The 25023-nt window shown below is 60.1% G+C and carries 20 protein-coding genes and 2 tRNA genes; 15 read left to right on the top strand and 7 right to left on the bottom strand.

What is annotated here, in order from left to right:
• Positions 1 to 29: 29 nt before the first annotated feature.
• Both JJ889_RS07455 and JJ889_RS07450 read left to right on the top strand, forming a co-directional pair.
• Positions 30 to 105, top strand: a tRNA-Lys gene (locus JJ889_RS07455).
• A gap of 197 nt (positions 106 to 302) precedes the next feature.
• The gene (locus tag JJ889_RS07450) at positions 303 to 773 is read left to right on the top strand and encodes an Lrp/AsnC family transcriptional regulator (RefSeq protein ID WP_291893310.1); all 471 of its coding nucleotides are present in this window, start codon (positions 303 to 305) and stop codon (positions 771 to 773) included.
• Here JJ889_RS07450 and JJ889_RS07445 read toward each other — a convergent pair.
• Entirely contained in the window at positions 770 to 1816 is a 1047-nt protein-coding gene (locus JJ889_RS07445; RefSeq protein WP_291893308.1) for a Glu/Leu/Phe/Val dehydrogenase family protein, read from the bottom strand. The two genes, JJ889_RS07450 and JJ889_RS07445, sit on opposite strands and share 4 nt — an antisense overlap.
• 173 nt (positions 1817 to 1989) lie before the next feature.
• On the opposite strand from JJ889_RS07445, the gene JJ889_RS07440 reads away from it, so the two are divergent.
• Positions 1990 to 3672 carry a carboxylesterase family protein gene (locus tag JJ889_RS07440; RefSeq protein ID WP_291893306.1) on the top strand — a complete coding sequence of 561 codons (1683 nt, stop codon included), beginning with the start codon at positions 1990 to 1992 and terminating at the stop codon, positions 3670 to 3672.
• On the opposite strand, the gene JJ889_RS07435 is transcribed toward JJ889_RS07440, so the two are convergent.
• The 3 genes from JJ889_RS07435 to JJ889_RS07425 all read right to left on the bottom strand — a co-directional run bounded on the left by JJ889_RS07435 (position 3645) and on the right by JJ889_RS07425 (position 6100).
• Positions 3645 to 4685 (bottom strand): M14 family metallopeptidase, encoded by a 1041-nt coding sequence (locus JJ889_RS07435; RefSeq protein ID WP_291893304.1) that lies wholly within the window; start codon positions 4683 to 4685, stop codon positions 3645 to 3647. The genes JJ889_RS07440 and JJ889_RS07435 overlap by 28 nt on opposite strands.
• Positions 4673 to 4927: a hypothetical protein gene (locus tag JJ889_RS07430; RefSeq protein WP_291893302.1), complete on the bottom strand. Its 255-nt coding sequence runs from the start codon at positions 4925 to 4927 to the stop codon at positions 4673 to 4675. Before JJ889_RS07430 ends, JJ889_RS07435 begins: the two co-directional genes overlap by 13 nt.
• A 63-nt stretch (positions 4928 to 4990) precedes the next feature.
• Positions 4991 to 6100: a glutamate-cysteine ligase family protein gene (locus JJ889_RS07425; RefSeq protein WP_291893301.1), complete on the bottom strand. Its 1110-nt coding sequence runs from the start codon at positions 6098 to 6100 to the stop codon at positions 4991 to 4993.
• 140 nt (positions 6101 to 6240) lie between these two features.
• Here JJ889_RS07425 and JJ889_RS07420 point away from each other — a divergent pair, with 140 nt between their 5' ends.
• The 10 genes from JJ889_RS07420 to JJ889_RS07375 all read left to right on the top strand — a co-directional run bounded on the left by JJ889_RS07420 (position 6241) and on the right by JJ889_RS07375 (position 18919).
• Positions 6241 to 8112, top strand: coding sequence for a cation:proton antiporter (locus tag JJ889_RS07420; RefSeq protein WP_291893299.1), 1872 nt, complete (start codon positions 6241 to 6243; stop codon positions 8110 to 8112).
• A gap of 83 nt (positions 8113 to 8195) precedes the next feature.
• Positions 8196 to 9791, top strand: coding sequence for a L,D-transpeptidase family protein (locus JJ889_RS07415; protein ID WP_291893297.1), 1596 nt, complete (start codon positions 8196 to 8198; stop codon positions 9789 to 9791).
• Between the two features lie 250 nt (positions 9792 to 10041).
• Positions 10042 to 11118, top strand: a complete 1077-nt coding sequence (locus JJ889_RS07410; protein ID WP_291893295.1) for an OmpA family protein — start codon at positions 10042 to 10044, stop codon at positions 11116 to 11118.
• Between the two features lie 204 nt (positions 11119 to 11322).
• On the top strand, positions 11323 to 12609 hold the full coding sequence (locus JJ889_RS07405; protein ID WP_291893293.1) for a cystathionine gamma-synthase family protein: 1287 nt from the start codon (positions 11323 to 11325) through the stop codon (positions 12607 to 12609).
• A 74-nt stretch (positions 12610 to 12683) separates the two neighbouring features.
• On the top strand, positions 12684 to 13952 hold the full coding sequence (locus tag JJ889_RS07400) for a hydrolase (protein WP_291893291.1): 1269 nt from the start codon (positions 12684 to 12686) through the stop codon (positions 13950 to 13952).
• A 13-nt stretch (positions 13953 to 13965) separates the two neighbouring features.
• Complete coding sequence (locus JJ889_RS07395; protein ID WP_291893289.1) at positions 13966 to 14982, top strand: arginine N-succinyltransferase; 1017 nt, start codon at positions 13966 to 13968, stop codon at positions 14980 to 14982.
• Positions 14983 to 14986: 4 nt separating this feature from the next.
• Complete coding sequence (gene astD, locus JJ889_RS07390) at positions 14987 to 16432, top strand: succinylglutamate-semialdehyde dehydrogenase (protein WP_291893286.1); 1446 nt, start codon at positions 14987 to 14989, stop codon at positions 16430 to 16432.
• 2 nt (positions 16433 to 16434) lie between these two features.
• A complete protein-coding gene (gene astB, locus JJ889_RS07385) occupies positions 16435 to 17778 on the top strand; it encodes an N-succinylarginine dihydrolase (protein ID WP_291893284.1) in 1344 nt (447 codons plus the stop codon).
• A gap of 78 nt (positions 17779 to 17856) precedes the next feature.
• Complete coding sequence (locus tag JJ889_RS07380) at positions 17857 to 18282, top strand: response regulator (RefSeq protein WP_291893282.1); 426 nt, start codon at positions 17857 to 17859, stop codon at positions 18280 to 18282.
• A 91-nt stretch (positions 18283 to 18373) separates the two neighbouring features.
• Positions 18374 to 18919 (top strand): hypothetical protein, encoded by a 546-nt coding sequence (locus JJ889_RS07375; protein WP_291893280.1) that lies wholly within the window; start codon positions 18374 to 18376, stop codon positions 18917 to 18919.
• 19 nt (positions 18920 to 18938) lie between these two features.
• Here the strand turns inward: JJ889_RS07375 and phhA are convergent, their stop codons facing one another.
• Both phhA and JJ889_RS07365 read right to left on the bottom strand, forming a co-directional pair.
• Complete coding sequence (gene phhA, locus JJ889_RS07370; protein ID WP_291893278.1) at positions 18939 to 19820, bottom strand: phenylalanine 4-monooxygenase; 882 nt, start codon at positions 19818 to 19820, stop codon at positions 18939 to 18941.
• Positions 19821 to 19915: 95 nt separating this feature from the next.
• Positions 19916 to 22030 carry an AsmA family protein gene (locus JJ889_RS07365; RefSeq protein WP_291893277.1) on the bottom strand — a complete coding sequence of 705 codons (2115 nt, stop codon included), beginning with the start codon at positions 22028 to 22030 and terminating at the stop codon, positions 19916 to 19918.
• 125 nt (positions 22031 to 22155) lie between these two features.
• On the opposite strand from JJ889_RS07365, the gene JJ889_RS07360 reads away from it, so the two are divergent.
• Both JJ889_RS07360 and JJ889_RS07355 read left to right on the top strand, forming a co-directional pair.
• Positions 22156 to 22953 carry a M48 family metallopeptidase gene (locus tag JJ889_RS07360; protein WP_291893276.1) on the top strand — a complete coding sequence of 266 codons (798 nt, stop codon included), beginning with the start codon at positions 22156 to 22158 and terminating at the stop codon, positions 22951 to 22953.
• Between the two features lie 121 nt (positions 22954 to 23074).
• Positions 23075 to 23151 (top strand) — tRNA-His (locus JJ889_RS07355).
• A gap of 145 nt (positions 23152 to 23296) precedes the next feature.
• On the opposite strand, the gene JJ889_RS07350 is transcribed toward JJ889_RS07355, so the two are convergent.
• Positions 23297 to 24853 carry a hypothetical protein gene (locus JJ889_RS07350; RefSeq protein WP_291893275.1) on the bottom strand — a complete coding sequence of 519 codons (1557 nt, stop codon included), beginning with the start codon at positions 24851 to 24853 and terminating at the stop codon, positions 23297 to 23299.
• Positions 24854 to 25023: the final 170 nt, after the last annotated feature.

Here is a 25023-nt window from a genome sequence, read left to right as displayed (position 1 = left end):
CGCATATGTTCCGCGCTCCTTCGGGACGGGAGCCGATAGCTCAGCTGGTAGAGCATCTGACTTTTAATCAGACGGTCCAGGGTTCGAATCCCTGTCGGCTCACCATTTCCTCCTAAATTCAAATATTTGATCGCACAGGAAGTGGTTCTCCCAACTCCCGTATCCCGGGAGTGACGGGTAAGACTATCGCGTTCTGCGCGAGTGTGATTCTCCTTGCGCACAATCAGCCGGGTTCAGCCGGTATGCTTGATTTGTGTCCCGCGCTCGTGAAACCTGCACATCTTGCAAGCGACGGAAATACAATGCGCAAACTCGACCAGTATGACCGTTCCATCCTTCGCCACCTGCAGCGGGACGGGCGTATGTCGATCGTTGATCTGGCTGAACGTGTGGGACTGTCAAAGACGCCGACCCAGCGGCGGGTGAAAATGCTGGAGGATGACGGGCTGATCGAGCATTACGCGGCGGTCCTGGATCCGGCGAGCCTGGGACTGAATTTCTGCGTCTGGGTCATGATCCGTCTTGGCAAGCACCGCCGGGAGACCGTGGATGAGTTCCTCGCGGCCGTGGCCAAGAATGATGCGATTACCGAGTGTTGCCTGGTGACCGGTGGCGCCGATTACATGCTTCGTGTGCACGCGCGAGACATCAAGGATTATCGCGATTTCATGATGGCGGATCTGGTCAACCTGCCCGGCGTGACCGAGGTGACGACGCACGTCGTCCTGGACGAACCGAAAACCCGCAGCAGCCTGCCACTGCCAACCGACTAGGCCGGACGGTTCAAACGCTCTGCTATGACGTCTTCGCAGACCGCGGCGGGGGAACGTGATTCGGCTGCGGATCGTTTCAGATAGCTCGCGCTGAGCTCGGCTATGCTTTCCAGTTTCGCATCGACCCTGATGGGGTCGAAGACGCGCCCTTCGCGGTCCGCCTCGTATTCCTCGGCACCGGCAATCAGGCCGCCGCCATTGGCGAGATAGTCCGGCACATAGACAATGCCCATGCGATGCAGGAGATCGGCGAGAGCCGGGCTTTCCAGCTGGTTGTTCGCGGCCCCGCAAATCACGCCGATATCCAGGCGGGCAAGGTTATTGCCCTGGATTACGGATCCCAGTGCACATGGGGCGAAAACATCGATGCGGCGATCGAACAGGCTTTTCGGCGAGACGATTTCGGCACCAAATAGCTGGGCCAGCCTGGCCGCGCGCCAGGGCTGTATTTCGCAAACAGCCAGCTCTCCGCCCGCTGCATGAACGAGCCGCGCGAGTTCATGACCCACGGAGCCGGCGCCCTGGATCAGGACCTTGATGCCGGTGAAACCCTGCGCGCCGAACCGGTATTCGATCGCGGCCTTCATGGCATTGAAGACACCGCGCGCGGTAAACGGAGCCGGATTACCGCAGCCCTGCGACGTGCCCACGGCATAGGGTGTGTGCTGTCGCAGCGCCTCGACATCACTGACGGACATATTGACGTCCTCGCCGCCGACGTAACGTCCCTCCAGCGTGTTGATACCCGCTCCAAGTGCTGCCCAGAAGGCATCCGTCTTGATATTGCCCGGATCACCGCGAACCACGGTCTTTCCTCCGGCATAAGGCAGGTCCAGAACCGCAGCCTTGCGCGCCATGCCCTCTGACAGGCGACGCGCATCCTCGTCTGCCGCTTCATCGCTGGTATAGGGCAGGACCCGGATCCCGCCGAGCGCGGGCAGGCCCGCGGGGCCGGCAAGACCGATGCGGGCATTGAGGCCGGCTGATGCATCGCGCAGCTGGTGTAGTATCGGTGTCGAGAAGCGGGGCAATTCGAGCAACATGAAATCCTCCAATGATGCGACAATACTTCCTGTCAGCGCGGATTTGTGGCTAAATTATCCGCATATATCGTGGATCTGTGGTCGAATTGACCTTTCTCTGTCGCGTTGCCGATCTTCTGAGCTTGCCTCACCGGCGATTGCCCCTAATCTCCTTCGCAAAAGGGGAGAGGATCATGTCACCAGTTCGTAAAACGTCTGTGCTCGCCATGTTGTGCGGGGCCCTGTTGGCTGCCTGTGGCGGAGAGCGCGTCGCCGAGCCGCCCCAGGCTCTCGAAAACACCCGACGGGTCATCGCACAGGGAGAGGTGATCGGTTTTGCGACAGAACAGGGGGCCGAGGCCTGGCTCGCCATTCCCTATGCCGCGCCGCCGGTTGGTGACCTGCGCTGGCGTGCGCCGCGGCCGGCTGCCGGGTTTGACGGGCCGTTCGAGGCTCTGAGCCATGGCGTGCGCTGTCCCCAGCTGACCAATGGTCTGGATGAGGCAGAAGGTCTGGAGTCGGGCCTGATCGTGGGTAGCGAAGATTGCCTGACCCTGGACATCTATGCGCCGCCCAATGCCGAAAACCTGCCGGTCATGGTGTGGATCCATGGCGGCGGCAATGTGTGGGGGCGTTCGGGCGCCTATAACGGCTCCCAGTTGGCGCTCGACCAGGATGTGGTGGTGATCGCGATCCAGTATCGCCTTGGCCCGCTGGGCTGGATGGCGCATCCGACCTTGCGTGCTGACGCCGAGACAGAAGCCGATGCAGCGGCCAGCTTCGCCCTGCTCGACATGATCGCGGCGCTGGAATGGGTGCAGGCGAATGCCGCGGCGTTTGGCGGTGACACCGACCGTGTGACGATATTCGGCGAAAGTGCCGGCGGGCATAATGTCGCCGGCCTGATGGCAAGCCCGCGGGCGCGTGGTCTCTTCCACGCAGGCATTATCCAGAGCGGTATTGTCTGGTCTCGTCCGCTGGACGTGGCGGAACACGGTTCGGACTGGGAGCAGCATGGCGCGGTTCCGACCATCGCGGGACTGGTAGGGAGCGAGGCCAGCGCTGCGGATATCCGCGCGATCGGTCTGGAAGCGCTGTTTGCGGCCTATGAGGATGAAGGCATCACCGACATGCCGCGCATGATCGAGGATGGTGTCGTACTGGGCGAGGGCGGCATTCTGGCCGCGGCCTCGACGCCGGGCGGTTTCAATGACCTGCCGGTGATTACCGGCACCAATCTGGAGGAAATGAAGCTCTACAAGGCGCTGGACCCGGACCTGGTGCGCCGTTTCGGCATGCTTTTATGGCCGCGCGATGCGGGCGCCTATGAGGCCGTAGCGGAATATCCCAGCCGTTTCTGGCGAGCGCTGGCCGTGGACGAACTGGCCAATCGCCTGCGGGCCAGCGGACATGAGAATGTCTGGGCCTATCGTTTTGACTGGAATGATGGTGGTTCCTTCCTGGTCACGGATAGCGGGCAATTGTTCGGTGCGGCGCACTCGATGGAGATCCCCTTCGTCTTCAACCATTTTGAATTCTATGGCGCGCTGGACGGCCTGTTGTTCACCGATGGCAATGCCGAGGGCCGCGAGGCCATTGCGGCGGCCATGGGCGCGCACTGGGGCCGGTTTGCCCATGAGGGTGTTCCGGGCAGTGACTGGGATCGCTGGCAGGCGGGTGGGGCGCTGATGCGTTTCGACACGCCGTTGGAAGGTGGCCAGCAGATGATGGTGGGCGAGGAGAGCCTTGCCGGAATTCTCGAGGGCTTGGCGCAGGACGATCGTCTGGATGATCGCCAGCGCTGCGTGGTGGCCGAGGAACTGACGGGCTGGAACCCGAGCGATGCGGATCAGATTTCGGCGGCCATAACCTGCTGATTGTCCAGATCAACCGCTTCCATGAGATAGCCGAAACAATCGTCATGGATGATGGTTGTGTCGAGCGTGATCATGGACGGTGTTGCGTCGCGAACCAGGATCAGACCGTCCGCCTGACGTTCGAAAAAGTGTTCGGTAATATCCTGGCGCGCTGCATTGAACACGCGCAGCGGCATGCCGGACTGTGACACCCGCGCCCAGTGCGTACCGGCCTGTCTGGGCGAGAAATTCCACTCATCCATTCCGGAGGGAAAGAGAAGCGGGGCGTCCGAGGATGGCGTGAAGCCGATGCGCCACCCCGGTTCGATCTCCATCCGGCCCACCGTATGATAGACGGTCAGATCACGGTCCCGCCCCGTTTGTCGAAAGGCACTGAGGTGCAGGGTGTCGTGCACAAGATCAAAGGCGCGCTCGACACCGGCCGGTTCGCCCGGTCGACCTGCCTCAACAGTAACGGCGGGGCACAGGCGTGAGAGCGCCATGGAGATGACACTCGCCGGATTGCGGAAATAGACCACGGTCGGGCTGAACATCGAGGCCAGGTGCAGGAAGTCGGGTGCCAGACTGTTGATACAGCCATAGAGCGGATTGCGTCCTGTATTGTTGTGGATGTCGATGGCGGCAAACAGATTGCGACCCGCAAGCTTGTCCAGCACCCGGTTCGCCAGTGCATGTTCGGCGCTGTCGCCGCCATTCCAGATTCGGTTGTAGTCCGGCTGGCCCGCAATATGGCGCAGACCGGCCTCGGCGGCCCGTACATTGCCAATGAAGACGAGCACGGTGCGGGGCAGGGGATGGCTGCGCATCCAGCGCGCCAGGCGTTGCAACACGCTAAACCCAGTTGTCTCATTGCCGTGCAGGAGAACAGATAAGAACACGGTTTCTTCCGACCGCCCCTTCAGCTCGACCAGGCAGGGATTGGGAAACAGCTTGCGGATCTCACGCGCATTGATACGCAAGAGTTCAGCGGGCAGGTCGTGACGCTCATCGAGCGTGAGATCTAGTGTGTCCATCGATGAACCGGTTGGCCTTTTTCCTGGCGGTCCAGATAGCCTTGAACCATCATCTGATGATCATTGCCATGGCAGTTGGCGTGGGCACGCTGCCAGGCTGCGCCAGTCTGGCCATTGCGGGCTCGGGCCCGGATGATGCCCATATAGTGGCTCGCATCCAGCGCGCTGATCCCGGCATCGATCAGTGCCTGTTCAGCAAGGTCGGCCAGCGCGTTGCAGATCAGGCTCTGGATATCGTGCACCTGCCCGTCCAGCCAGACGACCGAAGCGCCGAGACCACGCTTGGCGCAGGCATAGAGATTCCGTCAGGCCAGCTCGAAAGGCAGGCGTTCCTCCAGTCCGTCTTCCTGTGCCAGGTGCAAGGTCAGACCGATGGCAAAGGCGGTGTTTGCGACGACATCGACAACCGTTGGACCCGCCGCCATGACCCGGTTTTCGATACGCAGGTGTGGAGCCTCGCCTGGCGAGGCGTGAAAAATTGGCCGGTTCCAGCGCCAGATCGTGCCGTGCTGGAGCTTGAGATGGACCAGCTCCTCGCGCTCGCTTTGCGAAACCATCGGCAGGAAGGGGATGTAGGTGTCCAGATTCTCGATGAACAATTCCATCAGGGATGACCTGAGATAACGCTCGCCAAACGTCACCCGGCTGGCATGTCGACCATCCACGCCGCGCGGTCCTGGCAGGTTCACCGCGGATTCAAACGCAGGGATGCGCGTCTCCTCCCACAGACGGCGGCCGTAGAGGAATGGCGAGTTCGCGGATACGGCCACGATCGCTGCGGAGGCGACCTGCATTGCGTTGTAGTTACGGACCGCGTTCTCCTCTGAGGTCATCAGGTGAACCTGCAGCGATGTACAGGCGGCCTCGGTCATCAGGTGGTCCTGTATGAGCGAGAGCTGGTCACGCCCTTCGATATCGACGCAAAGCGGTTTGCCGCCGCGCAGCTGGAAAAGACGTTCATTGAGCAGGCGGTAGCGCTCCGACGGGGTGATGGTGTCGAGTGAGAGATGGCCTTCGCGAAGGGTGGGCGGGATGCCGATCATCATCGGGCGCAGTCCGATCTCCTGCGCGGTCGTCCTGGCCTGTTTCCAATGCGTGTTGAGCTCATCCTCAAAGTCGCTGAAACAGCGACAGGAGAGGGCGCGCGGTTCGGAGTTGAACTCGAAATTGAACGCGGCCAGCTCTGGCACCATGGCCGGATCATTCAGCCGTTCGAGGAATTCCAGATTTCGTTCGGCGGGAAAGCAATCGACGTCAATCAGCCAGGCCTCAAGCTCCAGGCCGCTGAAGGCGGGTGAGGCGGGGTTGAAGGCGCCTTCCCGGAACCATTGCATCACGAGGCTCGTTTCAGAGCGCAGCCGGTGCTGGAAAGTATCCTCACACAAGACTTCCTGGCTGGAAATTTCACGTCCCATAATAGTCTCTCTTTATTTAAGGGTATTTCAGCTTCGCCGGGCAACACGATGCGACCAATTGGCCCGGGCGCTTTCTGGCTGTGGCGCTGGCAGGGCGAATGGGGCTACACGGGTTTGCATAAGGACAGGTCCGCAAATCGATGAATGAATTCCTGCTACAGGCCGCCATCTATCTGGGCGCCGGCGCGGTCGCCGTGCCGCTGGCACACCGGCTGGGGCTGGGCTCTGTGCTGGGCTATTTGGTTGCGGGCATTCTCATTGCTCCGCTGCTGGAACAGGTCGGGTCGGATCATGAGACCGTGCAGCATTTCGCCGAGTTTGGCGTTGTAATGATGCTGTTCCTGATCGGGCTGGAATTGCAGCCGGGTCTGCTCTGGTCGATGCGTTCGCGCCTGTTCGGTCTGGGCGGGGCACAGGTTCTGGTGACAGCCAGCGTAATCGCCGGCGGTCTCTACCTGTTTGGGCAACCGGTCGCCACCGCGTCGGCACTGGGCCTGATCCTGGCGCTCTCCTCGACAGCAATTGTCCTGCAGACGCTTGGCGAGAAGAAGTGGCTTCGCAGTGAGGGCGGGCAGTCGGCCTTTGGCGTGCTCCTGTTCCAGGACATCGCGGTTATCCCGATCCTGGCGCTCCTGCCTTTCCTGGCCATTGGCGGTGCCGGGGAAAGCGCGTCAGGCAGTGGTCATGCAACCGCCAGCCTGATTGCGGACTATCCCGCCTGGGCACAGGCCGTACTGACATTGTCTGCGGTGGCCGTGGTCATTCTGGTTGGTCGTTATCTGACGCGTCCGGCCTTTCGGATCATCGCCCGAACCGGCCTGCGAGAACTTTTTCTGGGCTCCGCGCTCTTGCTCGTCATCCTCATCGCCATGTTGATGAGCTATGTAGGCCTGTCACCCGCGCTCGGGACTTTCCTGGCCGGCGTGGTCCTGGCTGACAGTGAATACCGGCACGAGCTGGAAAGTGACCTTGCCTCGTTCAAGGGGCTGCTGCTCGGCGTGTTCTTCATCACGGTTGGAGCCGGGATTGATTTTGATTTGCTGGCAGCCCAGCCCGTGCAGATTGTTTCAGGCGCGGTGGCGCTCATACTGCTCAAGGGCATAGTCTTGTGGCTGCTGGGGACCGGTTTCGGGCTGCGCAAGCGGGAGCGCTGGCTGTTTTCCATGTCGCTGGCCCAGGCTGGCGAGTTCGCCTTTGTCCTGCTGACTTTCGCCGTCAGCTCCCACGTCCTGCCAGCAGAGATCGCTGCCTTCACCTCACTGGTTGTTGCGTTGTCCATGCTGGCGACCCCGGCTCTGCTCTTGTCCTATGAACACCTTGTCGCGCCCCGGGTGCGTCTGGGTGAGGGGACGGATCGCTCACATGACAAAATCGAGGAGACGGGGAGTGTGATTATCGCCGGCATGGGCCGGTTTGGGCAGATCGTGCAGCGCATGCTGGTGATGACCGGCCATCGGCCCGTCGTCCTTGATTCTTCCGCCGAGCACATCGATTCGCTACGCAAGTTCGGAATTGATGTCTATTACGGTGACGCGGTGCGTCCGGACATGCTGGTTGCAGCCGGTATCGCCAATGCAAAACTCTTCATCGTCGCGATTGACGGCCGTGATCGCGCGGTTGAACTGGTTGACTTTGTGCGCCGTCGTTATCCGCAGGTTCGCATCCTGGCACGCGCGGCAGATCGCGATCATGTCTGTCGCCTGTGTGCAGCCGGGGCGGATACCGCCTTTCGCGAGATGTTCGGCTCCTCAGTGGCAATGGCCAAATCCGCGCTGATTGAGCTCGGGCACAGTGAAGATGATGCCGATCGCAAGGCGAGGGCGTTTGACGAGCATGACACCGCGGGGCTGCGCCACCTGATGGAAGTCTGGGATGCAGAGCTAGACGTATTTTCCAACCCGACTTACATCGCCCGCGCCAAGAGCCGCGCTGACGAGTTTGCCGAGTTGATGGCGCAGGATGAGGAAGAGCGGGAACGTTCGGATAATCAAGAACCTGCGCCGAAAGAATAAACTATCTCAACTTGTGAGTGAAAACCGCTTCACCTGACTGGCCGGAGTGGTTAATCTCCCGGTAACTTGTACGGAGTCGTGTGGTGAAGCATTTGCTGGGGATAGCGCTTTCCATCGCTCTGGGTGCGGGCGCTTTTGCGCAGGACCCAGAGGAGGATCCTGATTCCATTGGTGTGCTTCAATCCGACGGTGTCGTCGAAGAAGCCGAGCCCGAAGTGCCGCTTCTGCCTCAGCCCGCGCTTGAGCTGTGGGATGCGGCCGATCTTGATTCGATCGTCACAACGCTGTTCGAGGCCCCCAGTCACGGCCTGCCCTCGCTGGACCACCTCGCTTTTCGTATCGCCAATCCGCAGGAAGCGCTGGAGAGCCGACAGGCGTTGGCGCAGCACGCATTCCTGCAATATGGCGGTTGGTTGCGTTTCGGGCTGATCGACCAAGAAACACATGCTGTTCGTGACCTTTCCAACGAGGAGCGCAACACGATTATTGCCGCTCTGAGTGAGGCCCTGGCCAACGGAGATGTCGCCGCGGCCCTGGATGGGTTTGCGCCGCGGGTCCGGGATTATGAAATCCTGCGTCGGGAAATGTTGCGCATGATGGCGCTGCAGCCGATCTGGCCGGAAATCGAGTTCGAGGGCGGGGCACTGGAGCCCGGGGCGACGGGGCCGCGTGTCGAGCAATTGCGCGCGCGCCTGGCAGCGGAAGGCCTTTATCGGTCCGACTGGGAGGATGGTGCCCCCTACGGGCCACGACTGGAGACCGCTGTTCGGCGTTTCCAGGGACGGGTCAATCTGGCGCCGAGCGGCCGAATGGATCGCAATACGCTGCGCCAACTCAATATCAGTCCTCTTGATCGCCTGTCGCAACTGCGCGCCAATCTGGAACAGCGGCGTTGGCGCGAGCGCGATCTGGGACGCAAGCATATCTGGGTGAATATCGCCGACTATCGTCTGGAGGCGTGGGAAGACGGCGAACTCGTGCGTACGCATGAGGTAATGGTTGGGCGCACGGCCAGTTCAACGCCGGAATTCTCCGACGAAATGGAATACCTGGTCTTCAATCCCTGGTGGGGCGTGCCAACCGGGTCTGCTCGCTCGCGCTTCCGTTCGATTCGTCGCAATCCGAATGTCGTCGACTATTACGGGTTTCGCATTTTCGATTCCGCGGGCAGCGCGATACAACCTTGGGAAATAGACTGGTCGCAATGGGGGCGATCCTGGCCCTATCGTCTGTCGCAAGCCCCTGGTCCGACCAATCCCATGGGAGAGGTCAAGTTCATCTTCCCCAATCGCCACAATGTCTACATCCATGACACGACCGAGCGGGACCAGTTTGTGCGGACCCGTCGGGATTTCTCCGCCGGGTGTATTCGCGTGGATGATCCGCTGGAGCTTGCGCGCTGGATATTGGCTGGACAGGATGGCTATGATGAGGAGCGTATTTCCCAGGTAGTGCAGGGCAATACGCCCACCGTCGTCTGGCTCGACGAACGCATTCGTGTTCATATCGCCTATTGGACAGTTGTCGGGGACGAGAACGGCGATGTGCGGTATCTCAACGACCTTTACGGGCGCGACACGCGTCTGGTCACGGCGTATCAGGCGGCGTTGGACGGCTATCAGCCGACCCGATCCGAACTGGTGGAGTTGCAGGAAAATCTCGCGATAGCGCTCGAATAGGTCTTGCGGAACAAATACACCTAAACATCAAAGCTCTGGCGGTGGTCAGCGTGTGTAAGTGTCACTCTGGAGCAACGGACCGATTTTTTTGCACCAAATACGTGTTTTGACGCGATGAGCTATGGCCTCAACCCGGTATTTGATGTAGTGAATTTTTAGGAATTGTCCGCAGGGGACGATTCTGCGTAATTCGATATGGATCGAATTTGGTCAGTCACACCAAGGAGGCAGAGCCTCCGGAGGGGGAATGATGAAAACACGGCTTTTCACGGCGGCCGCCGTCGGAGCCATCCTCGCAGCGGCTCCTGCGTTCGCTGACGAAGGCTGGTATGTCCGCGGTGCTGTCGGTTATGGCGGCCCGGGCGACACCGACGTCTCTGGCAGCCTCAATGGCGTAATCAACGGTAGAAGCGATCTGCGTGAAGCAGCAGCTCTCGGTTATTCGTGGGCTGACGGCCTGCGTTTCGAGGCTGAGCTGGCTCACCGTTACAATGACACGGGTGCTATTGGCTCGTTCGAGAACAGCACGTCTGATTTCCAGATGTGGTCGGCAATGGCGAACGCCATTTTCGACTTCAATCCGGAAGGTCTCTACCATCCGTACGTTGGTATCGGTATCGGTCTGACGGACGTTTCCGGCTACCTTGCTGGTTTCACCGCTGGCACGACGCCGCCGATCCCGGTGGCATCTGACTATGTGATTGCACGCGACAGCGACACTGCATTCACGTGGCAGGTTCTGGCTGGTATCGGTTGGGATCTGACCGATCGACTGACCCTCGACACCGAGTACCGCTACTTCTCCGTAGCTGGCACCGACTTCGAGCCGGGCGTCAGTGTTGACTCGATGTCCGGTCACGAGGCTTGGTTCGGTCTGCGTTATTCTTTCGCAGCTCCGCCGCCTCCGCCGCCTCCGCCGCCGCCTCCGCCGCCTCCGCCGCCGCCGCCGCCGCCGCCGCCGCCGCCGCCGCCTCCGCCGCCGGAGTGTGAAGATGTGGACTTCCGTGTCTACTTCGAGTGGGATCGCTCTGACCTGACCGCTCAGGCGCGTTCGATCATCGCTCAGGCTGCGAACGAAGCTGCTAATTGTGATGTGGTTCGTGTGAACGTTGCGGGTTATACCGACCGTTCTGGCGCTGCATCCTACAACGTACGCCTCTCCGAGCGCCGCGCTTCTGCGGTACGTGACGAGCTGGTTCGTCTCGGCATCGCTGCAAGCACCATCTCGATGGAAGCTAATGGTGAGACCCAGAACGCACGTCCGACGGCTGATGGCGTTCGTGAGCCGCTGAACCGTCGTACGGAAGTGGTTATCACGCTCGACTAATCGTCGAACGCGAATTCAAGAGAACGGCTCGGCATTTCGCCGGGCCGTTCTTTTTTGGAATAAACGTGCTCAAATCGACCGGTTTTCGGGTCGATCAAGTTACATTTTTCGCGCTGCTGAGTATGGCCTTGACCGCTGGATTTGAGCGGTTCAAATCCTCTCCACGGTCTTTTCAGAAGGCCGACAGAACCTGGAGGAGAGGCTGTGAGCAAGCCGGACAAACCATACCGCAAGAAGGACGTTGCTGGGCACGTCCTGTCCCCTGAAACCCAGATGATGAGCTATGGATTTGATCCGAAGCTCTCCGAGATGTCGATCAAGCCGCCGGTCTTCCTGACCTCGACCTTTGCCTTTGCGACGGCTGAGGAGGGCGCAGCCTTCTTCCGTGTCACCCTGGGCCAGGCCGAGGAAGGTGATCCGGATGCCGCGGGTCTGATGTATTCGCGTTTCAATAACCCGAACATGGAAGTCCTGGAGGACCGTCTCGCCATCTTTGATGGTGCCGATGATGCCTGTGTCTTCTCTTCGGGCATGGCCGCGATCTCCACCACGCTGATGGCACTGGCGCATGCCGGTTCCGTGATCCTGCAATCCACACCGCTTTATGGTGGTACGGAAAGCCTGATCCGTAAGTTCCTGCCGAATTACGGCATCAAGTCCGTCGACTTTGATTCTGGCGCCGAGGAAGACGCGATCCGCGCAGCCGCCGACGAAGCCATGAGTTTGGGCGAGGTTTCGGTCATATATTGCGAGACGCCAACCAACCCGACCAATGACCTGGTCGATCTTGGCGCATTGGGCCGCGTCGCCGACATGATCGGTGAAGCCCAGGGCACACGCCCCAAAATCGTGGTCGACAACACGTTCCTTGGGCCGGTCAACAAGTCCCCGCTGACGCTGGGTGCTGATGTTCTGGTCTATTCCCTCACCAAATATGTCGGCGGTCACAGTGACCTGATTGCCGGTGCTGCCCTTGGTGAGCCGGAAGCCATGGCCAAGGTGCGTGGTCTGCGTGGTTATCTGGGCACCAATCTGGATGCTCACACCTGCTGGATGCTGCTGCGTTCCCTGGAAACCGTGAAAATCCGCATGGAAGCGGCGGCTGCCGGTGCTCGCAAGGTTGCGGAATTCCTGCGTGAGCATCCCAAGGTCGATCGTGTCCGCTATCTGGGCTTCCAGGAAGAGGGCAGCCGCGAGGCACGGGTCTATGCCGAACAGTGCGACTTTGCCGGTTCCACCTTTGCTTTCGACCTGCCTGACGAAGCGGCGGCGTTCCGCATGCTCAACGCTCTCCAGGTGATGAAGCTGGCTGTCAGCCTCGGCGGAACCGAGACTCTGATCTGTCACCCGGGCTCGACGACTCACCGGGGTGTTGACCCTGAGCTGCGCCGTCGCCAGGGCTTCTCAGACGGCCTGGTCCGTATCTCTGTCGGTATCGAGAATCCGGATGATCTGATCGCCGATCTCAAACAGGCCCTCGAGCACGCGTAGTCTTATGCAGTTAATCCCCGCGGCTTGGCGGCCGCGGGGGTAGACGTCCGCGTTTAAACGGCTATCACAGCTAGATGCTGAAAAACGTCGAACTCAATGCAGAAGAGCGCGCGGTCCTCGATTGGATCGACAGCCGCGCAGACCACATGATCGAGACCGTCAAGGACTGGGCGTCGATCAATTCCGGCAGCAAGAACCCGGAGGGCCTTGAACTGATGCGAGGCAAGCTGGGCGAAGCGTTTGCCGAGCTGGGTGGAGAGATCTCCGCCGTTGAACTCCCGCCTTCCAAGGCCGTGCTGCCAGATGGCCAGGTGGTCGAGCAGGAATACACCCCGTCCTTCCATTGCCGCATCCGCCCCCAGGCGCCGATCCGCATTGTCATGACGGGACACCACGATACGGTTTTCCCCAAGGACAGTCATTTCCAGACCTGTACCTACTGGGATGACGACACGCTCAACGGACCCGGCGTCGCCGACATGAAGGGCGGCATCCTGGTGATGCTGCACGGACTTCTGGCACTCGAGCGCAGCCCCTGGAAGGACGAGATCGGCGTGGATGTGCTGATCTCACCAGACGAGGAGATCGGGTCGCTGGGTTCTGCACCGATCCTGGCGGACCTGGCCACGGGTGCCGATATCGGCATGACCTATGAGCCGGCCCTGGCTGATGGTTCGCTGGCGGGCGCTCGCAAGGGATCCGGCAACTGGTCGCTGAAGGTTTCCGGCAAGGCGGCTCACGCTGGCCGTGAGCACCATCTGGGTCGAAATGCGCTGGTCGCAGCCTGTCAGTTCGGGCTGGGCCTGGACGAGCTCAATGGCCGCCGTGAGGGCGTGACGTTCAACATGGCCAAGATTGATGGCGGTGGCCCGCCCAATGTCGTGCCGGACAATGCCGTGGCCCGGTTCAACATCCGTGTTGGCCAGGAAAACGACCGCATCTGGGTCGAGGCCGAGCTTGAACGCCTGCTCGACGAGATCCGCGTGCGCGATGGTATCGAAGCCGAGCTGCATGGGGGGTTCACACGCCCGCCCAAGCCGATGTCCCCAGCGAATGCCAAGATGTTCGAATGGACCAAGGCCGCTGGCGGCGCGCTGGGCCTGGACATTCGCTGGCAGGACACGGGCGGTGTCTGTGAAGGCAATAATCTGTGGGCTGCAGGCTGTCCCAATGTGGATACGCTGGGCGTGCGCGGTGCCGATATCCATTCCGATCGCGAGATCGTCAAACTGTCGAGCTTTGCCGAGCGGGCGAAACTGTCAGCCGTTTTGCTGATGAAATTCGCGCGCGGCGAGTTCGACGCCAAACAAGCAAGAGCACTGGCGAAAACAAGCCAGGCCTGACACAGGGGAAGACATGCTGATCGTACGCGCGGGCAAACGCTCCGACATCGATGCGCTGATCAAGCTGGCTGCTGAGGCCGGTACCGGTTTCACGAGCCTGGCTCTGCCGCCGGAAGCGCTGGAAGAAAAACTGATCAAGTCGGAAAAGGCCTTCGGTCTGCCTGGCACGGAGCAGACCGAGGATGTCTATCAGCTGATGCTGGAGGACACCGAGAGTGGCCAGATCGTTGGCTGTTCCGCGGTCAAGGCGATGATCGGCGTGTCCAAACCCTATTGGGATTTCAAGATCATCACGCTTGCCCAACACTCCAGTGAGGCGGACCGCCGTTTCGACATGGATGCACTCCTGCTGGTCAATGACTTTGCCGGCGCGACCGAGGTCGGCACCCTGTTTGTCTCGGAGGCCGGGCGCGGCTCAGGGGCAGGGCGCCTGGTCGCCCAGTCTCGCTACCTGTTGATCGCCGCTGGCCGGCCCCGGTTTGGCGAGAAAGTCGTCGCGGAGCTGCGCGGCGTCGTCGAGGCGGATGGATCCTCACCCTTCTTCGACCACGTCTCCCGACCCTTTTTCCGCATGGATTTCGACGAGGCCGATGCGCTCAGCGCGGCCACGGATAACCAGTTCATCCTGGATCTGGGGCCGCAACACCTTCTCTATGTCGACCTGCTGCCGAAAAGCGCGCGTGACGTCATCGGCCAGACCCACCGCGATGGTGGTGGTGCGCGCAGGTTGTTGGAGTGGGAAGGCTTCCACTATGATCGCTATATCGACATTTTCGACGGCGGTCCGCTGGTCTCGGCCTGGACCGAGAATATCCGCACCCTGAATGAAAGCCGGGAAGTCACTGTCCGAGCGGCCACCACGGCTGGCGGTGTGCCGGGCATTGTCTCTACCGATCGTTTCGACGACTTCCGCACCTGCCAGGCACATGTCGTGGTGGATGGCGACGTGATTGGTCTGTCTCACGACGTCATGGAAGCGCTCAACCTGACTGACGGCGACCGCGCCCGTTTCTGGCGCAAGCAAGGATAAAATCATGCTCTTCATCAACGGCGAGTGGCGCGAAGGCGCTGGCGAACTGTTTCAGTCCCATTGTCCCGCAGACGACACCCTGGTCTGGGAGGGGCGCTCCGCGGCCCCGGCCGATGTTGATGCAGCCTTTACGGCGGCCCGCGCAGCCTTTCCGGAATGGGGACGTCGCCTCTATCCGGAACGTGTCGCCATGGTCGATGCCTACAAGGCCTATCTGGACGCGCACAAGGAAGAGCTTGGCGACCTGATTGCGAGGGAGACCGGCAAGCCGCGCTGGGAAAGCGTCACCGAAGTCGGTGCCATGATCGGCAAGGTCGATATTTCCAAGGCAGCCTACAAGGAACGTACAGGCGAGTTTTCCAACGACACGGCGTTTGGATATGCCGCAATGGCGCACAAGCCGCTGGGCGTGATGTTCGTGCTCGGGCCGTACAACTTCCCGGGGCACCTGCCCAATGGTCATATCATCCCGGCTTTGCTGGCTGGCAATACGATCGTCTTCAAACCATCCGAGGTCACGCCGGCTGTCGGAGAATTCATGGTCAAGGCCTGGGAAGCTGCCGGTTTGCCGGCTGGCGTTCTCAACCTGGTCCAGGGCGCACGTGAAACCGGTGCAGCCTCGCTGGACAATGCCGAGCTTGATGGTGTCCTGTTCACCGGCTCCTGGGGTACGGGCAAGTTCATCCACGAGAAATTTGCCGGTCGCACCGGTGTCCAGCTGGCACTGGAAATGGGCGGCAATAACCCGCTTGTTGTCTGGGGTGCCAAGGATGCGGAAGCTGCGGCGCGCATCGCCGTCAATTCTTCCTACATCACCGCTGGGCAACGCTGTTCCTGCGCCCGTCGCCTGATCATTCCGGACAATGAGTTCGGTCAGGCCGTGGTTGATCATATCGCCGACTTTGCCGGTCGCCTGACGATCGGCAAGTGGGATGACGCGGACCAGCCCTTCATCGGCCCGCTCGTGTCCGCCCAGGCCGCTCGCAATGTGCTCAAGGCGCAGGACGAGCTGCTGGAAGCCGGTGCCACCGCGATCCGCGCAGCTGAGCCGATGGATCTCGGTGAGGCCTTTATCCGCCCGGGCATTATCGATGTCACGGGAGTGCAGGTGGAGGACGAGGAGATCTTTGGTCCCGTCATCCAGGTCATTCGCGTCTCCAGTTTTGATGACGCCATCGCTGCGGCCAATGACACGGCCTATGGCCTGTCCTCTGGCCTTGTCTCCGATGATGAGAGCCTTTGGGAGCGTTTCTGGGTCGAGAGCCGTGCCGGCATCGTCAACTGGAACCGTCCGACCTGTGGTGCGGCTTCGAACATGCCGTTCGGCGGGCCAGGCCAGTCGGGCAATCTGCGTCCGAGCGCTTACTACGCTGCTGACTATTGTGCCTACCCGGTCGCCACACAGGCTGCGCGCGAACCGGAGCGCATGGCGATCAAGGGGATCGACTAATCGTGAGCGACGCGCTGGAAGCCAATTTTGATGGTCTGGTAGGGCCCACCCATAATTATGGGGGGCTCTCGCCGGGCAATTTGGCCAGTGCGCGCAATGAGGGCAGTGTGTCCTCGCCCAGAAACGCCGTGCTGGAAGGCCTGGCGAAAATGCGCGAACTGGCGCGCCTGGGCATTCCTCAAGGGGTCTTGCCGCCCCAGGAACGGCCCTTCATCCCCGCCCTCAGGGCGATTGGCTATGGCGGTCGGGACAGCGAAATTCTCGCCAAGGTGACCTGGGAAGAGCCTTACTATCTGAAGATACTGTCCTCGGCTTCCTCGATGTGGGCTGCCAATGCGGCGACGGTCTCGCCGTCCGCCGACACCGGCGACGGCCGGGTGCATTTCACGCCGGCCAATCTGCACACCACAGCGCACCGCGCGATCGAGGGCCCTCAGACCCAGAGTGCGCTGGAGCGGGTTTTCTCCGACCGCGAACGTTTCAAGGTCCATGTCCCGTTGCCCGGTCACGCCCTGTTCGCTGACGAGGGCGCCGCCAATCATGTGCGTCTTGCGCGCAATCATGGTGAGCCCGGTGTGGAATTGCTTGTCTGGGGCCGCGACGGCCTCGTCGCCGATGACGGCAAGTTTCCCGCGCGCCAGACGCGCCAGGCCTGCGAGGCGATCCGGCGCGGACATGGTCTGGACGGTCGCCGTACCGTGTTGGCGCAACAATCCCGTGAAGCCATCGATGCAGGCGCTTTCCACAATGATGTCGTTTGCGTCGGGACGCTCAACACGCTGTTTTTCCATGAGCAGGCCTTCGAGGACCGCCGGCAATTGGAAGAGGATCTCCAGCGCGCCGCGCGGGGGCGTTTTGATCTTGACCTGATCGAGGTACCCGCAGACGAAGTTTCGCTGGAGGACGCGGTTTCTTCCTACCTGTTCAATTCCCAATTGCTGCAGGTGCCAGGAGAGGAGCGTCTGGTCTTGCTCGCGCCGGAGGAGACACGTGAAAACAAGGCGACCGCAGCCTATTGCGAGCGCCTCGTCGCGGGCAATTCGGCCATTGGTGCCGTGCAATTTGCCGGCGTTCGCGAGTCCATGCGCAATGGCGGTGGACCTGCGTGCTTGCGGTTGCGTGTCGTGTTGAACGAGGCTGAGCGACAAGCCGTCAATCCAGCGGTCTGGTTGACGGACGATCTTTATGACCGACTGGTCGACTGGGCCGAGCGACATTACCGGGACCGGTTGGCACCTGCAGACCTTGCAGATCCGCAATTGCTTGGCGAAAGCCAGCGGGCGCTAGACGAGCTGACCTCTATTCTTGAACTGGGTTCGGATTTTTACGACTTCCAGCGCTCCTGATCCCCTCCTTGTTTGAGATTGAAGTCGCACGAATCGCGTCATAGTCTTCGCCGCACGAAGTTTTGGGGCTGCGAGGACTTGGGAATTTCAGTCGATATTGTACTGGTCGACGATGATCCGGATGAACACCTTCTTTTCCACGAGGATTTGAAGGACGCTGGCGTATTGTTTGAATTCTCGGCCTTCACCAAGGCTGACCTCGCGCTGGAACACCTCCAGGAGCGTAGTAACAATCCGGTCCTTCTGCTCACCGATCTCAGCCTGGCCGATGATGCGGCGCTGCGCCTGATCGAGGCCTGCCAGCCCTATCTCAATGGCGGTGCGGTTGGTGTCTATTCCGGCACGAGGAACCCGGAAATGGAGCTACGTTGCCGCGATCTCGGCGCTCTCTTTTACATCGTCAAGCCGGTAACGCGCGACAAGCTGGTTGGTGCGGTGGAGGGGTTGGCCGGTGTGAGCCTCAAATCCGATCCGGATGGCAAGCTGTCTATTCTGGTGTCCTGACCAGAAGTTTCCAATTCTGAGCTTTATTTAACTCGCTTTCTGACGATCGGCTTTTCTATCTTCCCTGTTTTTCGGGGAAAGGTAGGAAATCATGTCTCCTCAGAAACGACTCGGCCAGTGGGCCTTGGCGGCATGCCTTGTTTCCAGCGCACTTCACACCGGTGCCCTGGCCCAGAGCAATAACAGCTTCGTGCTCCCGCAGGAGGTCCGCGACCAGTTCGAATTTGTCATTGGTGAGTGGGATGTCGAGGTCACTCTGGCCAATGGCAATGTCTATCAGGCCGAGTGGCAGAACAGCTGGCTGGCCGATGGTGTCGCGCTGGTCCAGGAATGGCGCGGCCCCTACACCAAGGGCATCGAGCTGCGTTACTACAACGCTGTCGACGGTGGCTGGCAGGGTTATAACGTCTATACGATGAATGGTGGCCAGGCGCGCAGGATGACCTCGGCGCGTGACGGCGCAAACATGGTGGTCACCATCAAGGAGACCAACCGCCAGGGCCAGGAATTCCTCAATCGCGAGACCTATTCCGACATCACCGCGCTCGGTTGGAGCATGCGCTCCGAGCTCTCCTATGACGACGGAGAAACCTGGCAGCCAGGCCAGTATTCGCTTGTGGAAAGGCGGAGGGAGTAGGGCAGATGCCGGTGCGGTCTCAGACCGCTTCGGCGTGACCGACCAGGCCGCCATTCATGGCGTACTCCTGGGAGCCTCGGGAATAGACCTTGTCGCCCTCTGCCACGTCTGACGGCTTGTATTCCGAGAGGTCGGGCAGGCGTTCATAGAGCGGGGCGAAGTCCTGGTAGGTGGCTTCCATCAGCTCGTCATAGCTGTCGATGACGAAATAGGTCTGCTGGAAGTCATCATACCGGTAATCGGTGCGCATGACGCGCTCCAGGTCGAAATGCATGCGGTTCGGCGACTTGGCTTCCAGGCTGAAGATCGACTCGGCCTTGGACGAGACGATGCCAGCGCCATATATGCGGCGACCTTCCGGCGTGTTGATGAGGCCGAATTCGACGGTGTACCAGTAAAGGCGCGCCATATTGGTGATGGTGTTGAACTCCAGCGAACGCAGCCCGCCCTTGCCATAGGCCTGCATATAGTCGGCAAAGACTGGTTGGGTTAGCAGCGGCACGTGTCCGAAGACATCGTGGAAAATGTCCGGCTCGGGCAGATAGTCCAGCTTGTCGCCATCGCGAATGAAACGGCCGGAGACAAAGCGGCGATTGGCGAGATGGTCGTAGAACTCCTTCTCGCCAATGAGGCCCGGCACGGTGACGACCGTCCAGCCGGTGAGTTTTTCCAGCTTCTCGTTGACGCGGCGGAAATCGGGAATGCCACCCTCATTGAGGTTCAGCAGTTCCAGCCCACTGAAGTGCTCGTCCGCGGCACGGCCCTTGAGCACTTCCATCTGGCGCTTGTAGAGCGTCGTCCAGATCGCGTGTTCTTCCGTGGAATAACGTTCCCATTTCTGGTCGATCGTCATGTCTTCTGCCGGTGTTTGTTCGGCAACAACGGGATCGTGGACAGGCATGGGACGTCTCCGCCTAACTAGTTTCAAGTGAAACTAGTTATAGCGCCGAATCTGCCCGGACCCAAGTCGCTTGCTGTGACTTGCGCCAATTCGCCTCAGTTATTGTCGTCGCCGCTCTCGTCCTCGTCACGGCGCCCCCGGTTGAACAGGCCCTGGAGCAATTGCTGGGCGGGATCGGCCTCCGGCTGTTCTTCTTCGCCATCTTGTTGTTGGGCGTCATTGCCGCCCAGGCCGATGGCGTCAAGCAGGCTGTCGCGCAACACATCTTCCGGGCGGGTCGCGTCGCTATTGCCGCCCAGAGCGCTGCTGAGCGCGCCGGAGATCAGCGCCTGGCCCACAGCGGAGGTGTCGACACCGATGCTGATATCGTTGAAACCGCCGCGAATACGCACCGGGATCTCGACACCGCGCAGGTCAGCCGCGCCGCCCTGGCCTTCGATCGAGGCGACAAGGCGCGGGCGCATGCGATAATCCAGCGATTGCGAGGGCAGATCGACAAAGCCGGAGCCCCCCACACGCAGCAGCGGGCTGAGCATGGCGAAGTCGGTATTGTCAGCGCGGCCGCCATTGATCGTGAAACTGCCCGAGAGCGAGGAAAAGTCGGTCTGGGTCTGATCCCCAGCCTCGACCTGTTCGCTGTCATCACTGCTGGTTTCCGCCTCCTGCGGAGAGGATTGGGCGCCAAAGAAGCTGTTCACATTGCGGATCGTCTCGGCCAGGTTGATGCCGACAATCGCGCCATCCTCGAAGCCGAAATTCCCGTTACCGGCCAGCGAGCGCATGATCGCCGCCTGGCTGGCACCGGAGGCTTGCAGGTCCAGCGCGATGCCGCCTGTTCCTGTCAGGCGTTCAAACCCGGCCGCCGCCTGCAGGAAGGGCAGGGCGTTGAGGTCGGAGAGCTGGGCGTTGACGCTGTAGGACGGTGTCGCGGTGCGATTATTGGCCACGACCCGGACGGAACCCGTACCGTCATAAAGCTGGAAATCCGAGAGATTGGCGACCAGGCGGCCACGATCCAGGGTCACGTCGAGGCGGACATTCTCGATATCTATATCGCCATATTCGAACAGGCCGACATTCAGATCCAGGTCGGCATCCACCAGGTTGAGCCCGGCCAGATCGATCTCGTCCTCGCTCCAGGGCGGGATACCGGCATTGGAATTCTCGGCGTCACTGCCGGAGGTCTGTTCGGGCAGATAGGGTGTCACATCCAGATTGGGCAGGTCCAGCGCACCGGTGATGTTCGGGCGCGCGCCGGAGGTGGCGATGTTCAGGCGCCCGGAGCCGCTGATGTCGTCGAAACGGATATTGGACGCGACGAGGCGGACATTGCCCGGCGCAACATCGATTGACCCCTGCGCCGCGAACGCCTGCAGGCGATCACCCGGTGGCAATTCCGCGCCGGCAAAGGTAGCCAGGTTACGCAGGGACGGGATGTTGGCGTCGATCTCGCCATCCAGCTCAAACGCTTCCGACGCCGCCAGGCGGCCATCAAAACTGGCCGAGACCAGATTGCCGCCGAATTCCATGGTGACTTGTGTTTCCGCGCCCTCGAACACGCCGCGGATCGAGCCCACGGCGCCGTCAAAGCTCAGCCGTTCGCCATCGGCTGTCAGCTGACCGGAAATCGCGGCTTCCTCGTCCAGTGAGGGCAGGGACACTTGCAGGGTAAGGCCGGTAATGTCGCGTTGTTGCTGGCCGTCCTCGAAATGGATGCTGGCATTCTCGATGCGCACATCGCCAAAAGACGCTTCGAAGGGCAGGGCGCCCGGGCGGCGCACAAAACCCTCGCCGGAACTCGCCATCTCCGTCGTCGGCGCGTCGGGCGAACGGAAGGTCCAGTTATTGCCGGAGCGGTTCTGCTGCAGCCGGATCACCGGGTCGATCAGCACAAATTCGGTGATCTGTACGTCGGAGGACAGGAGCGGGATGAGTTTCACGCCCACGCGCATTTCCGCCATTTCCGCCATCGGTGTCTCGCCGAACCCGTCCGCATTGGCCAGGCTCACATCGCGCGCAGTGATTTGCAGGCTGGGCAGGATCTGAAGGCTCAGATCGCCGGCCAGGACCACATCCCGGTGCAGGGTGCGGGAGGCTTCCTCGGCAATTCGCTCGCGATAGGAGTTCACGGGAATCAGGAATGGCAGGGCCAGCGCGATGATGACCAGGCCGACAAGACCGAGGAGGGCATAACGAATAATGCGAGACATGATTGGGATTCCCGTATGGCGAGCACGAAAACTAACGCTGTCACGTGACCGTTTCTTGGCGAACGGTGAGGACATGTTTAAGTTAATCGACCAGAGGCAGCCGCACAATCGAAGGGGGAAGGTGCATGTCGTCATCCAATAAAACGAGCCTGATGCAGCGTCGCGAAGTCATTATGGGCCTCGCCGCCGGCTCCATCGTGCCGTTTGTATCCGGTTGCGCGGATAATGCGTCGCTGGGTCGCTCCCAGCTGATGCTGGTCTCCGACGGCCAGTTGGCCCAGCTCTCTGACCAGGCCTGGCGTGATAGTCTTGGCCGTGAACGTGTGCTGCGCGATCCGGGATATACCCGCCGTCTCAACCGTGTTGGCCAGCGTGTCGTCGATGCGTCTGGCCAGGGTCATCTGGACTGGGAATTTGTCGTGTTCGACAGCGATACGGTCAATGCCTGGGTCCTGCCCAATGGCAAGGTCGGTTTCTACAAGGGTATTCTCGACCTGATGGAGACCGATGATCATCTCGCCACCGTGATGGGCCACGAGGTTGGCCATGTCGCCGGCCGCCACTCTGCCGAGCGTGCCAGCCAGCAGATCGCCGCCCAGGTTGGCGTATCGCTGCTGACCTCGGCCCTCGGGGCCAACCAGAATACGGTCGAGTATTCCGATGATATCGGCGCCGCGCTCGGCATGGGTGTCACGCTGGGCGTGATCCTGCCCTATAGCCGCCAGCACGAATACGAGGCCGACCGTCTCGGCGTCGATTACATGGCCCGCTCATCCTATGATCCGCGCCAGGCCATCGACTTCTGGGTCGCCATGTCGACTCTGCACCGGGGCAGTACCGCGGAATTCATGTCGACCCACCCGTCCGACGAGAACCGCATCGCCGCCATGCGCTCCCATATGACCGCGCGTGGCTATACCTAGACCCCTGTTTCCAGGCACCTGCACAAGCATGTGCAAATCGCCTGACTGGGGTGTTGCCAGAGGGGGGCGGGAAGGCTAGTTTCCCGCGCCTCACGGCAAAGCATTCCCGTGAGTACAGCGTGCCGCCTTAGCTCAGTTGGTTAGAGCGCTAGATTGTGGATCTAGAGGTCCCCCGTTCGAACCGGGGAGGCGGTACCATTTTTTCTCTATGAAATCATTGTGTTGTTTTGCCTTAGGTTGCACCAGAAACCGTGATTTGGTCGATTGTGCCCCCTAAATGTGCCCCTTTTCGCGAAAGGTATTGCGGGCTTCACGTCGGCAATGGTGCTCGATGTCTCGCTTGCTAAAGGTTATCGAACCAAGGCAGGACTTCCTGTAGGTCATCGATGAAGGCGTAAGGGCGATCGGTCTTGTTATCTGGATTCAATCGGCGCCATACGTGCTGTAGGTCCCAACCTTCGAAATCCTTTGAATAACGCTTAATGCTCTCCACTAGAGAGTCTGTGTCCGCGCAGGATGTGAGCCTTTCCAGAGTTTCTACACATACAAAGCAGGTAGGAATACGATCCGCATCGATTAGTTCGACACCTTTGTCGATCGCCTTTTGATTGGCCATGTCATTAATCGTTTCCCGAAAATCTCGCAGTGTTGTCGACCAATCCTCGAACGTAACGACGAGACCAGCGCCGTTGCTGACGGAATTGAAAAGCTCGGGTTTCTTGAATTTCCCGGTTCGCACATCATGTGCAAACTTCCAGATTTGATACTGACCATAAGCCAATTCTGATATGAACTCTCCGAGTTTCTCTTGAGCTCGGATATCCGCCTTGAAACGAAACGGCACCCGCTTGGCTTTGCATTCGACGATGAGGGCAGCATCGCCATCTTTGATGCCGAGAATATCAGGCGTTAGCTGTGGGCGATTCTTCGTGCCATAGTGGATTTCGCCGCTCCAATCGCTGTCATCCAACGACGCGCAAAGCAGTTTCAGACAATAAGCTTCGAACCGTTCAGCATAGATATTCTGGCATTCATCAGACCCAACAACACAATCGTAGAACAAGTTCCCCGTGAATCGGTTGAAAAGCAATTCAACCATCGGGACAAACACCTGTGTCGGCGGTCCTGGTAGTAGCAAAACCGGACGCTCTCGGAGCAAGCTGGGCTTGTACGCAACCTCGCCGTCTTCGTCTCGAATACGAGACGCTTCGTTTGTGGCGCTCTGCCAATCGTAACCGATTTTCGAGATGACTTTTCTTTTGTCGTCGAGGGTGACGCCAATGCGCTCGAGACTGGCGGTGAGATAGTTGGAAGGTCTCGACATGGAGAGAGCCCAAAGACCGAATGAACAGCGAACAAAAAGGTCCAGCGAAACCCCCATTTCCTTTTCGAAGTTCGCGTGAATTTCAGGCGCGTTCAGCAGGTAATGGCTTCTGTACAAGGAGGAGAATACGACTAGGCCGCTTTGCCAATGGAATTGGCGGTATTTAATTCTGACGATCTCCCTGAGTACGTCGTCCAAGGCGCCAAATATCGCTGTCTCCGCCTCCTCTAAGTTCTTCAATGAATTCACTAGTTCAGCGAGATAGTCCCAACTCAGCTTGCTAGGATCAGTTGCACCCCTGTCTAACCGACGGTCCGCGTTTGAGACCAGGTACTCATTCGCCAGCGTTTCTAGTAGCCAAGGGTGAGCGTAATATCGGCTTGTAACATCGGCGTTAATTGCCTCAGGCGGCACGTTTCTGAATTGGTTCTCATGAACGGCCTCGGAGCCAGTTTGCAAGCCACGCACTGCCCAGATTAGCCTGAAAAAATCATACGGATTTGAGCTTCTTAAGAGTTCCCGTGTTTTCACGCGTGCCCGGTCTCTTCGGTTTTTGTCGAGAATGTGCTGTTTCATCGGGAAGTCAGAGAGGACATCGGCATTAATCGGGAGGAACTCATTTGAAGTGAGGCGCGAGCAGCACTGTGTTGCCCATAGTTGGTCTTTACGACCTTGCAACTTTAGCGGATTCTGATTTTGCGCAAAGCGATCTCGTCAATCCGTTTGGTATTGTGCCCCTTTTTGTG

Source organism: Maricaulis sp., from assembly GCF_017643475.1.
In the GTDB taxonomy this organism is placed as follows: domain Bacteria; phylum Pseudomonadota; class Alphaproteobacteria; order Caulobacterales; family Maricaulaceae; genus Maricaulis.
Note: the sequence above shows the minus strand (reverse complement) of the source record. Positions and strands in the feature narration are given on the sequence as shown.

What these genes read in the sequence shown, in the direction of transcription:
- JJ889_RS07445 (WP_291893308.1), bottom strand. Translation starts at nt 1,816, where the DNA reads ATGTTGCTCGAATTGCCCCGCTTCTCGACACCGATACTACACCAGCTG.
- phhA (WP_291893278.1), bottom strand. Translation starts at nt 19,820, where the DNA reads ATGCCTGTCCACGATCCCGTTGTTGCCGAACAAACACCGGCAGAAGAC.
- JJ889_RS07435 (WP_291893304.1), bottom strand. Translation starts at nt 4,685, where the DNA reads ATGGACACACTAGATCTCACGCTCGATGAGCGTCACGACCTGCCCGCT.
- JJ889_RS07400 (WP_291893291.1), top strand. Translation starts at nt 12,684, where the DNA reads ATGCTGAAAAACGTCGAACTCAATGCAGAAGAGCGCGCGGTCCTCGAT.
- JJ889_RS07350 (WP_291893275.1), bottom strand. Translation starts at nt 24,853, where the DNA reads ATGAAACAGCACATTCTCGACAAAAACCGAAGAGACCGGGCACGCGTG.
- JJ889_RS07420 (WP_291893299.1), top strand. Translation starts at nt 6,241, where the DNA reads ATGAATGAATTCCTGCTACAGGCCGCCATCTATCTGGGCGCCGGCGCG.
- astD (WP_291893286.1), top strand. Translation starts at nt 14,987, where the DNA reads ATGCTCTTCATCAACGGCGAGTGGCGCGAAGGCGCTGGCGAACTGTTT.
- JJ889_RS07365 (WP_291893277.1), bottom strand. Translation starts at nt 22,030, where the DNA reads ATGTCTCGCATTATTCGTTATGCCCTCCTCGGTCTTGTCGGCCTGGTC.
- JJ889_RS07360 (WP_291893276.1), top strand. Translation starts at nt 22,156, where the DNA reads ATGTCGTCATCCAATAAAACGAGCCTGATGCAGCGTCGCGAAGTCATT.
- JJ889_RS07410 (WP_291893295.1), top strand. Translation starts at nt 10,042, where the DNA reads ATGAAAACACGGCTTTTCACGGCGGCCGCCGTCGGAGCCATCCTCGCA.
- JJ889_RS07440 (WP_291893306.1), top strand. Translation starts at nt 1,990, where the DNA reads ATGTCACCAGTTCGTAAAACGTCTGTGCTCGCCATGTTGTGCGGGGCC.
- JJ889_RS07450 (WP_291893310.1), top strand. Translation starts at nt 303, where the DNA reads ATGCGCAAACTCGACCAGTATGACCGTTCCATCCTTCGCCACCTGCAG.
- JJ889_RS07425 (WP_291893301.1), bottom strand. Translation starts at nt 6,100, where the DNA reads ATGGGACGTGAAATTTCCAGCCAGGAAGTCTTGTGTGAGGATACTTTC.
- JJ889_RS07375 (WP_291893280.1), top strand. Translation starts at nt 18,374, where the DNA reads ATGTCTCCTCAGAAACGACTCGGCCAGTGGGCCTTGGCGGCATGCCTT.
- JJ889_RS07395 (WP_291893289.1), top strand. Translation starts at nt 13,966, where the DNA reads ATGCTGATCGTACGCGCGGGCAAACGCTCCGACATCGATGCGCTGATC.